The organism is Trinickia violacea (assembly GCF_005280735.1).
In the GTDB taxonomy this organism is placed as follows: Bacteria; Pseudomonadota; Gammaproteobacteria; order Burkholderiales; family Burkholderiaceae; genus Trinickia_A; species Trinickia_A violacea.
This window is the reverse complement of record NZ_CP040077.1, coordinates 1,783,309-1,795,726: the sequence shown is the minus strand read 5'-3', so window position 1 is coordinate 1,795,726 and position 12,418 is coordinate 1,783,309. Positions and strand designations below refer to the sequence as shown.

Sequence of the window (12,418 nt, the reverse complement as noted above, 5' to 3'; positions counted from 1 at the left end):
GACAGGCGTTGAAATAGACTGCTGCGCGCGCCGGTCTGTTCCGTTTTTTCTTGCGCGGCTAATCACTCAATGCACTCGTGCGCCCCGCGAGCGCAGCGATCACGACGACCAATTCCAATGGGTCCACCGGCTTCGCGATATGCGTCTGAAAACCCGCGAGCAGCGCGCGCCGCCGGTCTTCGCTGCGCGCGAACGCGGTCAGCGCGGCGGCCGGCGTCGTGCGGCTTTGCCCGCTCCGCTCGCTCGCCGCCTGCTCCAGCGCGCGCAGCTTGCGGATGAACTCGTAGCCGTCCTCGCCCGGCATGCCGATATCGCTCACGACCACATCGGGCGGCGCGGCTTCGTAGGCGGCGAGCGCGTCGGCGGCATTGTCGAGCGCGGTGGTCGTGGCGCCGCGCTCCTGCAACAGGCGCTCGACGAGCTCGCGCGCATCGGGCTCGTCCTCGACGATCAGCACGTGCAGGCCGGCGAGCGCGGGCGGCGTCTCGAGCGACTGCGAGCGCGCGCCCGCGACGCGCACGGGCTCAATGTTCGCGGTCGGCAGGCGCACGACGAACGTCGCGCCGCGTCCTTCGCCGTCGCTCATCGCCTCGATGCGGCCGCAGTGCATCTCGACCAGTTGCTTCGCGATCGACAGACCGAGCCCGAGGCCGCCGTGCTGGCGCGTCGTGCCCGTATCCTCCTGGCGGAAGCGCTCGAACACGTGCGCGAGAAATTCGGGCTTGATACCCTGCCCGGTATCGCTGACCGTCAATTCCACTTCGCCTTCGACACCGCGCAGCAGCACCTCCACCTTGCCGCGCTTGCCCGTGAACTTGATCGCATTGCTCAACAGGTTCCAGACCACCTGCTGCAAGCGCGCCGGGTCGCCCTGCACCGGCCCCGCCGGCTCGAGGATCGGCGTGATGCGGATCTCCTTCGCATCGGCCGCGGGCTGCACCGAGCGGATCACGTACTCGACGATGTCGCCGAGATCGAGCCGTTCGAGATCGAGCCGCAGCTTGCCCGCCATGACGCGCGAGAGGTCGAGCAGATCGTCGACCATCTGCGCCTGCGCGCGCGCATTGCGCTCGATCACTTCGAGCCCCTTCTTGACGCGCTCGGGTTCGCTCGCGTCGCGCATCAGGATCTGCGTCCAGCCGACGATCGCATTGAGCGGCGTGCGCAATTCGTGCGATAGCGTCGCGACGAATTCGTCCTTCACGCGCGAGGCGCGTTCCGCCTCGGTGCGCGCCGCGCGCTCCGACGCGAGCAGCTGCTCGCGCTCTTCGGCCAGCGTGCGAAAGTGCGCCTCGCGTTCGCTCAAGCGCTGCGCTTCGGCCAGCTCGCGCTGCACGCGCGTCTCGCGCAGCACGCGCTCGATCGCCTCGGGCAGATAGTCGAGATAGCCGTCGCTCTTCGGCACGATGTCGGCGACGCCCGAGCGCAGCGCTTCGATCACCCGCGCCTCGTCGGCGAAGCCGGTGCAGAGGATCGCCGGCAGCACGATGCCGGCCGCGCGCAGCGCGCGCAGGAAGTCGAGGCCGGTCTCGGCCGTGCCGAGCGTGTAGTCGACGACGATCACTTCCGGCAGCTCCAGCAGCAGCGCCGTGCGCGCGCTGTCCGTGCTCGCCGCCGTCGAAACGCGGTAGCCGACGCGCGTGAGCGCGCGCGTCGCGAGCCGCAACAGGCCCTCGTCGTCGTCGACGAAGAGAACGTGGGCGGTCATCGACCGCCCGTCGGCAGCTTGACGACTTGCAGGAAGAAGCCCAGCCGGCGCACCGCCTCGATGAACGCCTCGCTCTCGACGGGCTTCGTCACGTAGACGTTGCAGCCGAGCTCGTAGCAGCGCTCGATTTCGCGCGGATCGTCGGTGGTCGTCAGCATGATCACCGGCAGCGACGCCGTGCGCGGGTCGGTCTTCAGGCGCCGCAGCACTTCGAGCCCGTCGATGCGCGGCATCTTCAGATCGAGCAGGATCACGGGCGCGCTGAGCGCATCGTGCTCGAAGCGCGCATCGTCGCCGAAGAAGTAGTCGATGGCCTCCTGGCCGTCGGTGAGCCGGATGAAGCCGTTGGTCAGCCCCGCGCGGCGCAGGTTGCGCTGAATCAGCGTGGCGTGGCCGTCGTCGTCTTCGATCAGGATGATGCTGACCGATTGGCCGGAGCTCTCGTGCTGTGTCATGTCCTTCCTCATGCGGCGACCGGTGCGGCCGCCTCGGGTAGCGAAACGTAAAACGTGGTGCCGGCGCCTTCGGTCGATTCGGCCCAGACGCGGCCGCCGTGGCGCTCGACCATGCGCCGTACGAGCGCGAGGCCGATCCCCTCGCCCGCCGCGACGTTGCCGTGCAGGCGCTGGAACGCGTTGAAAAGGCGCGGCAGCGCGCCTGCGGGAATCCCCAAGCCGTTGTCCTTCACGTAAAAAATGCGCAGCGAGCGCACCCCCGGCGGCGCCGGAATCGTGCCGATTTCGATGCGCCCCGCCCGCGCCGGGCTCAGGTAGTTGACCGCGTTGCCGATCAGGTTCGCGAACACCTGCTCGAGCGCGGTCGGGTCACCCCACACCGCAGGCAGATCGTGCACGACGATCTCCGCGCCCGCGCCGCGGATCGACGCCTGCATCGCCTCGACGACATGCTGCACGAGCACGCCGACATAGACCTCCTGGCGCCGGTACTCGACGCGGCCGACGCGCGAGAGCCGCAGCAGCGAATCGATGATGTGCGCGGCGCGCAGCACCGCGCTTTGCAAGAAGCGCAGCGCTTCGCCGATGTCTTCGTCGATCAGGCGCTCGACATGCTCGCGCTCGTGCTCCGCGAGCGCCGAGCTGCGCACGGCCTGGCGCAAGTCGTCGCAAGCATGCGTGAGCTCCTTCGAAAACCCTTGCAGGTTCACGAGCGGCGCGCGCAGATCGTGCGACACGCTGTAGATGAACATCTCGTTTTCCTGCGTCTGCTGCGAGAGCGTCTCGTTGATGTGCGCGAGCTCGTCGGCGCGGCGCGCGAGATCGCTCTGAAAGCGCGCCTGCAAACGCTCCGATTCGAGCAGACGCCGGCTCGTCTCGCGCAGCATCTCGTCGAGCTGCGTGATTTCGTCGTTGCCGGCGGGCACGGGACTCAACGGCTCGTTGTCGGCGAGCCGCCGCGCGTTGTCCGACAAGAGCGCGAGCCGCCCGCGCACGCCGCGCGTGAACACGAAGACGGCGCATGCCGTGACGATCAGCGAGCCCACCACGGCTGCGACCGTCATCATCTGCTGCTGCGCGTGCGCCGCCTCGGCATCCGAGGAGCGCTGCGCGTCGATGCGCAGCTCGGCGCCCTGGAATGCGGCGACCTGGGTACGGAAGCGGTCGACGACGTCGGTCGTCGCCTGATCGCGAAAGCGTTCGAGCACGTCGGCGCGGCGCCCGGTGGCGAGCAGATCCTGCGCGCGGTCCGACCACTGACGGTATTCCTGCGCGGTCTGGCGGATCTGCGCGGCGCGCTCGACTTGCAGCGGGTTATCGGCGACGAGCTCGACCAAGTGGTCGATATCGCGGTCGAGGTCGAGCCACAGCGAGATCGGCGTCGAATAATTGCGGTCGCCTTCGATGATCGCGCCCCGCACGCGCACCGACTCGACCAGCACCGGCTCGAGGATCGCGCTCGTCCGGCGCAGCACGTCCTTGCTGTGCAGCGCCCACGCCTCGGCCTGCTCGGCCTGAGTCTGCGCCTTGACGAGCCCGGCCAGGAGCGCCAATTCGAACACGGTCGGAATCGCGAGCAGCAGCAGCCCTTTTGTCGTCAGTCTCATGCGCGCGTGGAGTCGTTCTGGACGTCGGCCCGCGGTCCACGGGCGACGGAACATTATGTGGGCGTTTCGTGCGAATGACAAAGGATGCGCGCAGGAAACGGCCACAGCGCGACTCGATCGCAGCGCGATGAAATGAAAACGTAAGGAGCGCCGCCGCTCTCCAGGAGGGCGCTTCGAACCCAGGCGCGCTTCCCCGCGCGCCTGGCTCCGGTCAGGTCTTCAGCCGATACCCGGTCTTGAAGATCCACGCGACGATCGCCATGAACACCGCGAGGAACAGGGCCGTCATGGCGAGGCTCACGCCGACGTGCACGTCGGCGTTGCCGTAGAAGCTCCAGCGAAAGCCGCTGATCAGATAGACGACCGGATTGAACAATGCGACGGTCTGCCAGAACGGCGGCAGGATGTGGATCGAATAGAAGCTGCCGCCGAGAAACGTGAGCGGCGTAACGATCAGAAGCGGAATCACCTGCAGCTTTTCGAAGCCGTCCGCCCAAATGCCGATGATGAAGCCGAACAGGCTGAACGTGAGCGCCGTCAGCACGAGAAAGAGCAGCATCCACGCCGGGTGCTCGATGCGCAGCGGCACGAACAGCGCCGCGGTCGCCATGATGATGAGCCCGAGCACGATCGACTTGGTCGCCGCGGCGCCGACGAACGCGAGCACGAGTTCGAAATACGACACGGGCGCCGACAGCAGCTCGAAGATCGTCCCGGTGAACTTCGGAAAGTAGATGCCGAACGACGCGTTGGTAATGCTCTGCGTCAGCAGCGACAGCATCACGAGTCCGGGCACGATGAACGCGCCGTAGCTGATTCCGTCGATCTCGCGGATGCGCGAGCCGATCGCCGCGCCGAACACGATGAAATAAAGCGAAGTCGAAATAACCGGCGAGATGATGCTTTGCATCAGCGTGCGCCAGGTGCGCGCCATTTCGAAGAGGTAGATCGCGCGGATGGCGTAGGGGTTCATGCTTTTTCTCTAACCAGGTCGACGAAGATGTCCTCGAGCGAGCTTTGGCTCGTCTGCAAATCCTTGAAGCGGATCTGCGCGTCGTCGAGATCTTTCAAGAGCCCGATGATGCCCGCGCGCTCGCCGTGCGCATCGTCGTAGGTGTAGGTCAATTCGCTGCCGTCCTTCGACAGATCGAGCCGGTATCCCGACAGCATCTCCGGCACGCTCGCGAGCGCGCGTTCGAGCTGCAGCGTGAGCTGCTTCTTGCCGAGCTTCTTCAGGAGCTGCGCCTTTTCCTCGACCAGAATGATCTCGCCCTTGCTGATCACGCCGATGCGGTCGGCCATCTCCTCGGCCTCTTCGATGTAGTGCGTCGTGAGAATGATCGTCACGCCGCTTTCCTTGAGCGCGCGCACGAGCTCCCACATGTCGCGGCGCAGCTCGACGTCGACCCCGGCGGTCGGCTCGTCGAGAAAGAGGATCTCCGGCTCGTGCGAGAGCGCCTTCGCGATCATCACGCGCCGCTTCATGCCGCCCGAGAGCTCGATGATCTTGCTGTCCTTCTTGTCCCAGAGCGACAGCGCCTTCAGCACCTTCTCGATGTGCGCGGGATGGCTCGGCTTGCCGAACAGGCCCCGGCTGAACGACACCGTCGCCCAGACCGATTCGAACGCGTTGGTCGTGAGCTCCTGCGGCACGAGGCCGATCATCGCGCGCGCCTTGCGGTAGTCGCGGACGATGTCATGACCGGCGACGACGACGCGCCCTTCCGTGGCGTTGACGATGCCGCACACCGTGCCGATCAGCGTGGTCTTGCCAGCGCCGTTCGGACCGAGGAGCGCGAAGATTTCGCCGCGATGGATTTCCAGGTTCACACGTTTGAGCGCTTGAAAGCCCGACGCGTAGGTCTTGGAAAGATTGGAAATGGTGAGGATCGGTTGCATGGACGCGACGATAGCAGAAGCCGGCAAAAGTTGCCGGCAGGCACGCGTGCGTGCCGGCATGCAAACGGGCTGCCCGCGAACGAACTCATCGACCGCTGCGCGTACCTCATTTGCCGAATAGTTCAGACAATAACTCTGCCCCGAGAATGGCCTCGCCGGGTATCAGAAAGCGCAATCGCAAGCTCGACGCGGTTCGCGCCCGTCATCGAACCGGCTGGACCGCGCCTCCAATCAGGCAAATCAGGTCGTTCGCATGGCCAGGGGCGTGACATACCGCTGCCGGGCAAAGGCCGTGAACGATCCCATCATGGCTAGAGGGAAAAAATGGCTGTCTTCACCGTGTTTTTCTGTGGCACCGGGTCGAACAGTTTCGATTTCCGGCACAAGGACGATAAGCACAGCGGGCCCGACGTCAAGCCCGAGGATCGCATCCACTATCACTCCGGCGAACTCGTCTCGACGCTGGCGCGAAACGCCGGCGGGATGGAATTCGTCGACTGGATCATTGTCGACGGTCCGGGCAGCGGCAACCTTCAGGAAGACGACAAGTTCGTCAAGCCCGGCAACTACTCGAAAGGCAAGGGGACCCGTTGGGGTTCTGGTTGGGAAGAAAATGTCGGTCACGCGATGGCGATGATTCGCGGCGACGCCACCTGGAGCCGGAAAGAATTAACGGAGCTTGGCCGCCGCATCATTCAAGACTCGCACGAGTTGGAAGGACGGGAACCGCCTGAAGTGCCGGACGAACGTCTGGTCACGCAACAATCGCTTCAGATGCAGAAGATCAAGATCTTCCGCAAGGACAAACCCATCACCCAAATCAACGCGATCGGCTGGAGCCGCGGCGCGGTGACGACGCATATGTTCGCGCACGCGCTAGCCGAAGACCCGGATCTCAAGCACATTCCCGTGAATATCGTCGCGGTCGACCCGGTTACCGGGCCGCGGAATTCTCAGCTCAACCGGACGTCCATTCCGTCGAACGTCAAGCACTACGTCGCTTTTTACGCTCAAGACGAGCTGTCGGTCTTTTTTGAGCCCGTCGTGCCGAGCCTCGCGGACGGCGTCCAATCCGCTATTTATACGTTGCCGGGACGGCACGCGACGCTGGTGGGGAACGCCGGCAACTACATCGGCACGGCCAGCGACCCGGAAAGCGGCACGGACACGTTTTTCTCGCCCGCCCGGGTGGTGCGCATGCTGTCGGAGCACTATCTGACGAGCTGGGGCACCGCGTTGAAGCTCGGCGAGCCATATTCGGACACCGTCATGCTCGAGTGCTACGACAAGATGGTCGAGCAGGAAAAGGGCTACGTGGCGCTGCGAAACACGACTTACAAGACCAATCTGTGGAGAAGCGAGCGTCCCGTGACCGTTGGCCAAAGCTGGTTCAACACAAACTTCAGTTTGGTGCCGCAACTGAAGCCCGACGACTGGTTCATCAACTGGCATCACCGGAGCCTGTTCGAACAGCACTTTCCGCAACTCTACGCGCCGCTTTCGAGGCACGAATGGCCCAACTCTCCGGAGGCGCATGAGGCGGTGCGCCGAGTGGAAACCGTGGCGCCGTCCACGTGGAAGGCGCTGACGGACCTGCTCGACCCCGAGGGCATCCATGCCCAAAAAGTCTAACTAGCCGCCATCCACCCCGCGGCTCCGGCGACCAGATACGCATCGACCCCAGTGCGCTGGCGCGCCGGAGCCCATTGCCAAAGAACACCCTGCTTGCAGCGCCGGGCATTTCAATCCGCCCACTCCCGGCTATTGCCAATTCCGCGTAAAACCAGGGCGCTTTTGGCGCTCCCGAATTGAAAGACGGCCTTAAAAAAATCACGCGCCTTTCAATTCCCGATTTCGCCGCTCGCAATGAGCCGCGCAACTCAAAGATGCACGCCGCCGGAATCTATACAATCGGTATATCCATTCATCATATGAATGGATATACCCAGAGTATGATGCGTCGTCCTTGATCACCTGAGCCTTGTCGCCGGACGCTGCGCGCCCGCCAAGCCGGCGGCGCACGTGCCGTGCAGCCGATTGCGAGCCGAATGCATTACGGAAGTCTTAAGCGCATCCTCTTTTGCAATTCAATTGCAAGCGAGCAGATGTCTGGCCGCCAATGAGACTGGAATAAGGATTTAAAGGCGACCGCCACTCCCGCGACAAAAGGGGATGTCCCTTTCATTTGTCACGCGGGAGTCCCATCTTGAAGCTGACCCAGCGGGAAAATGTCGTCCTCGGCCTGATTGCGGAAGGTTTCACCGATCGTGAAATTGCCGAGCAGCTTTCATTTTCCATTTCAACCGCTCGCAAGCACCGCGAGAACGTGCTTGGCAAATTCCAGTTCCGCAAATCCTCGCAACTGGTCATACAGTATTTCATCCTCAACGCCGAGGCGCTCAAAAAAACGATTCCGGGCACCTTGCCGACCCTTGCTCGCTTCGCGAACGTGAAGTTCTGAAACTGCTCGCCACCGGCCTGAGCGACAAACAGATCGCCCGCGAGCTCGGGATCAGCGACATGACGGCACGCAAGCACCGCTCGAATCTCCTCAGAAAAACCGCCTCCCCCAACGTCTGCGCCCTGCTCTACCGGGCGGCCCTGTCGGGCTGGCTCGGCGACATGCTGCCCGGCCCGCCTCCCGATTCGCGATGACGCCGCGCCCATACCGCATTCGCCGAATGGAAGCGGCCCCTGGCCGCTCTCAGAATCGACCTGCCGATTGATCAGAGGAATCCCTCGATGGACGCCTCGCCTTCAGCCGGCACGCGACCGGCGCACCTGCTGCGCACGAATCGACCTTCGCGCCGGCTCATTCCGCTTATATCAAGGACCAGGCAATGACTTACGTACATCAACATCATGTTATGCACGGCGTGCCGCACATTATCGCGGGACACGTTCCGGTAGCCGCGCAAGCCATCGCGCCGCAAGCCGCGCTCGCACCCCAAGGCGTGTTCGGCGACATCCTCGGCGCAGTCGCGCCGACGATCGGCTCCGTGGTCGGCGGCCTTGGCGGCCTGCTGCCGTTCTCGGCGCAGCCGCAAGCCGTCGTGCCGCAAGCCGCGCTCGCGCCCCAAGGCGTGTTCGGCGACATCCTCGGCGCGGTCGCGCCGACGATCGGCACGGTGGTCGGCGGGCTCGGCGGCCTGTTGCCGTTCTCGGCGCAGCCGCAAGCCGTCGCGCCACAAGCCGTGCTGGCGCCCCAAGGCGTGCTCGGCAACCTCCTCGGCGGCCTGCTGCCGTTCTCGGCGCAGCCGCAGGCCGTCGCGCCGCAAGCCGTGCTGGCGCCCCAAGGCGTGCTCGGCGACATCCTCGGCGCGGTCGCGCCGACGATCGGCACCGTGGTCGGCGGCCTTGGCGGCCTGTTGCCGTTCTCCGCGCAGCCGCAGTATGTCGTGCCGCAAGCCGTCGCGCCGCAAGCCATGCTGGCGCCCCAGGGCGTGTTCAGCAACATCGTGAAGGCGGTCGCGCCGAGCGTCGGCCAAGCGGTCGGCGGCGCGCTCGGCAACGCCGCAATCGGCCAGCAGATCGGCAACGTCGCGGGTCACTTTGCGAACCTGCTGCCGTTCTCGGCCCAGCCGCAGTATGTCGCGCCGCAAGCCGTGCTCGCGCCCCAGGGCGTGTTCGGCGGCATCGTGAACTCGCTCGCGCCGACCATCGGGCAAGCCGTCGGCGGCCTGCTCGGCAACGCCGGCGCCGGTCAGCAAATCGGCTCGGTCGCCGGCCAAATCGCGAACCTGCTGCCGTTCTCGGCCCAGCCGCAGTATGTCGCGCCGCAAGCTGCGCTCGCCCCCCAGGGCGTGTTCGGCGGCATCGCGAACGTGCTGCCGTTCTCCGCTCAGCCGCAATACGTCGCGCCGCAGGCCGTCCTTGCGCCCCAGGGCGTATTCGGCGACTTCGTGAAGGCAGTCGCGCCGAGCGTTGGCCAGGCGGTCGGCGGTGCGCTCGGCAACGCCGCAATCGGCCAGCAGATCGGCAATGTCGCGAGTCACTTCGCGGGCTTCCTGCCGCTCTCGGTGCAACCGGTGCCGGCGACGCTGCACTGACGCCGCCGCGTCGGGCAGCACGCGCTGCCGCGCTGCTCGAGCGCGGCAGCGACTTCGCAAGCGCGAACGCCACACGCTCGCCCGCCGCACGCTTCGCGCGGCGGGCGAGCCCACCCGATTCATCGACGCGTCGTCGTTGCCGCGACGCGATGGAGACTGAAATGGACAAGGACAAGAAACCGACTCCCCCGAAGGCCGCGCCCGCGTCCGCCGATGCCGCCGCGCCCGCGGCGAACGGCGCGCTGCCCTCGCCCGCCGCCGACGCGGTACCCGTCGCGAACGGCAAGCGCCAGTACCTGGTCGCGCCGCGGCGCGGCCTGCTCGCGAAACAGGCCGCCGTCACGCCGATGTCGGCGGGCGACATGAACAACGCCATCGGCAGGCTGCCCGGCGTCGAGGTCGTCAAAGTCATCAGCAGCAACAAGAACGCGCAGATGATGTCCGCGCGGCCCGACGAGGCCACGGACACCTACGTCGTGAAGATCGACCCCGCGCACGCCCAGGTGCTGCAGGCCACCGCGCCGCCCGAAATGATCATCGAAGAGGATCATCCGCTCGGCTATGGAAAGAAGCCCGACGGCGACGCCGGCGCGCAGCTGCGTCCGCAATCGGCCTTCGGCACGGCGGTGAGCCGGCCGGTGACGATCCGCGTGCTGGGCGAGAACGGCCAGCCCGAGCCGAACGTGCCCGTCACGCTCGCCGGCGACGGCTTCCCCGCGAACGGCGTCACGGACGCCAACGGCGAAGTCACGCTGACCGTCCTGCAAATGGAGCCGGGCCCGGTTCAATCGCTGGCGGTGCGCCCGCACCACACGTACTGGAACAGCTATCTCGTCACGCCGACGCTCTCGAGCGAGCAGGTGAACGTGGTGCGGCTCGTGCCGTTGTCGCAGCCGAACCCCAACGTGCCGCCGCTCGTGCCGCTCGGCTGGGGCCAGCGCCTGATGGGTCTCGACGAGGCGGGCGGCGCGGCGACCGGCCGCGGCGTGCGCGTCGCGATCGTCGACTCGGGCGCGGACGCCGCGCATCCGCTCCTGTCCCATATCCTGCGCGGCGCCGACATGACCAACGAGCAGGACCCGGAGACCTGGAAAAACGATGTGATCGGCCACGGCTCGCATTGCGCCGGCGTGATCGGCGCACGCGTCGGCACTCAGGCGGAGAAGGAGCAAATGGCGATGCGCGGGTTCGTCCCCGACGCGGAGATCCACGTGCTGAAGATCTTTCCGGGCGGCCAGTTCAGCACGCTGCTCCAGGCGCTCGACTATTGCATCGACCACGACATCGACGTCGTGAACCTGAGCCTGGGCGCGCCGCAAGCGTCGCTCGCCGTCGAGCAGAAGCTGATGGAGGCCGTGCAAAGCGGCGTCGCGTGCATCGTTGCGGCCGGCAATTCGGGTGGCCCCGTGCAGTACCCGGCGGCGTCCCCGTATGTGCTCGCGGTGTCGGCGCTCGGCTTGCAGCGCGAGCTGCCGGCGAGCGCATGGGAGCAGACGCAGATCGTCGCGCAGGCCACGACCGCCGATGGCCTGTTCTCTCCGGCGTTCTCGTGTCACGGCCCGCAGATCGGCGTGTGCGGTCCCGGTGTCGGCATCGTGTCGACCGTGCCGGGCTCGGCGTTCAATCCGGAGTCCGGAACGTCGATGGCGGCGCCGCATATCACCGGTCTTGCGGCGCTGCTGCTGAGCGATCCGCAGCTCGCCCGCTATCTCGGGCCGCGCGGACCGCAGCGCGTCTCGGCGCTGTTCCAGCTGATCCGGATGATCTGCTCGCCGATCGCGACGAACGACGCGGCGAATCGCTTCGGCGCGGGCCTGCCGCGGCTGCAGAACCTGCGGCAATTGATGCCGCAGGCGTACCGCTGAACGAGGCGCGCTCCACCAAGACCGATCGCCGCGCGCCGGCCGATGACACCGGCCGGCGCGCGGCGGCAAACGATAAGAGGAGATTCCCATGTCGACGCTATCGCAAATCCGCCGCATCGTCGTGTTCGCGGGGCTGTCCTTGTGCTGCGCCGCTTCACACGCGCAGAACTGGACGCTTTCGCTGTCGTGGAAGCTCGGCTCGTGCTCCGGGAGCGACGGCGCCGCGGTGTGCAACACGGGCCCGAACGCGGCCGCGAAGAACGATGCCGCGCCCGCCTCCGCGCGGCTCACGGCGCTGAGCTTGCGCGCGGCAAAGGTCGATTGCGCAACCGGCACGCTCGCCGCCGATGCGCTGCCGGAGAACATCGCCGCGACCATTCCGGCCACGGCCGCCGATTCCTACCAGCAGCAATGGAACCGCTACGGAAGCTGCACCGGCTATACGCCGGCCGGCTATTTCGCGCAGCTGTCGGCGATGACGCGTGCGGTCGCTCGAACCCATCTCGGCCAGTTCCTCGACGAGCACGACGGCAAGCGGGTGCGGCTCGACGAGCTGAAGGACGCGCAGTTGCACGACTTCTTCCTCGGCTCGGACAAGGCCGTGCAGTTCTACTGCACGCCCGAAGGCCGGCTCGCCGAAGTGCGCTACGTGCTGCGCGACTGGTCCGAGATGTTCGTCCATCGCGACAAGGGCGGCATGCTCGTGCCCGCGTCCGCGCCCGGCGGCAATTGCGGCGACGAAGTGCGCCTGTAGATCCCGTAACCGGAACCCGCATCGAGGTGACCCGAAATGTGCGCGCTTCGCGTTTGGCCGCCGAACCCGCTGTCCGCCCCG

At 66.2% G+C, this 12,418-nt stretch carries 11 protein-coding genes and 1 pseudogene; 7 read left to right on the top strand and 5 right to left on the bottom strand.

What is annotated here, in order from left to right:
• Nucleotides 1–58: 58 nt before the first annotated feature.
• The 5 genes from FAZ95_RS08135 to FAZ95_RS08115 form a co-directional block, all read right to left on the bottom strand.
• Nucleotides 59–1,708 (bottom strand): ATP-binding response regulator, encoded by a 1,650-nt coding sequence (locus tag FAZ95_RS08135; protein WP_137331979.1) that lies wholly within the window; start codon nt 1,706–1,708, stop codon nt 59–61.
• Entirely contained in the window at nt 1,705–2,163 is a 459-nt protein-coding gene (locus tag FAZ95_RS08130; RefSeq protein WP_137331978.1) for a response regulator, read from the bottom strand. The genes FAZ95_RS08135 and FAZ95_RS08130 overlap by 4 nt, the downstream gene beginning before the upstream one ends.
• A gap of 8 nt (nt 2,164–2,171) precedes the next feature.
• A complete protein-coding gene (locus FAZ95_RS08125; RefSeq protein WP_137331977.1) occupies nt 2,172–3,770 on the bottom strand; it encodes a sensor histidine kinase in 1,599 nt (532 codons plus the stop codon).
• Between the two features lie 211 nt (nt 3,771–3,981).
• On the bottom strand, nt 3,982–4,743 hold the full coding sequence (locus tag FAZ95_RS08120) for an ABC transporter permease (protein WP_137331976.1): 762 nt from the start codon (nt 4,741–4,743) through the stop codon (nt 3,982–3,984).
• A complete protein-coding gene (locus FAZ95_RS08115) occupies nt 4,740–5,669 on the bottom strand; it encodes an ABC transporter ATP-binding protein (RefSeq protein WP_137331975.1) in 930 nt (309 codons plus the stop codon). Before FAZ95_RS08115 ends, FAZ95_RS08120 begins: the two co-directional genes overlap by 4 nt.
• Before the next feature lie 324 nt (nt 5,670–5,993).
• Here FAZ95_RS08115 and FAZ95_RS08110 point away from each other — a divergent pair, with 324 nt between their 5' ends.
• From FAZ95_RS08110 to FAZ95_RS08085, 7 genes and pseudogenes are all read left to right on the top strand, one after another.
• The gene (locus FAZ95_RS08110) at nt 5,994–7,301 is read left to right on the top strand and encodes a hypothetical protein (RefSeq protein WP_137331974.1); all 1,308 of its coding nucleotides are present in this window, start codon (nt 5,994–5,996) and stop codon (nt 7,299–7,301) included.
• A 574-nt stretch (nt 7,302–7,875) separates the two neighbouring features.
• Nucleotides 7,876–8,130 carry a response regulator transcription factor gene (locus FAZ95_RS39995; RefSeq protein ID WP_254699849.1) on the top strand — a complete coding sequence of 85 codons (255 nt, stop codon included), beginning with the start codon at nt 7,876–7,878 and terminating at the stop codon, nt 8,128–8,130.
• A pseudogene (locus FAZ95_RS40675) lies at nt 8,127–8,174 on the top strand (hypothetical protein); the annotation flags it as partial. The gene FAZ95_RS39995 and the pseudogene FAZ95_RS40675, both read left to right, overlap by 4 nt.
• 15 nt (nt 8,175–8,189) lie before the next feature.
• On the top strand, nt 8,190–8,324 hold the full coding sequence (locus FAZ95_RS40485) for a hypothetical protein (RefSeq protein WP_302674740.1): 135 nt from the start codon (nt 8,190–8,192) through the stop codon (nt 8,322–8,324).
• Nucleotides 8,325–8,509: 185 nt separating this feature from the next.
• Nucleotides 8,510–9,718 carry a hypothetical protein gene (locus tag FAZ95_RS39990; RefSeq protein WP_254699848.1) on the top strand — a complete coding sequence of 403 codons (1,209 nt, stop codon included), beginning with the start codon at nt 8,510–8,512 and terminating at the stop codon, nt 9,716–9,718.
• A gap of 161 nt (nt 9,719–9,879) precedes the next feature.
• Nucleotides 9,880–11,583, top strand: a complete 1,704-nt coding sequence (locus FAZ95_RS08090; RefSeq protein ID WP_175425547.1) for a S8 family serine peptidase — start codon at nt 9,880–9,882, stop codon at nt 11,581–11,583.
• A gap of 88 nt (nt 11,584–11,671) precedes the next feature.
• Nucleotides 11,672–12,337, top strand: coding sequence for a ribonuclease T2 family protein (locus FAZ95_RS08085; protein ID WP_137331970.1), 666 nt, complete (start codon nt 11,672–11,674; stop codon nt 12,335–12,337).
• Nucleotides 12,338–12,418 lie beyond the last annotated feature (81 nt).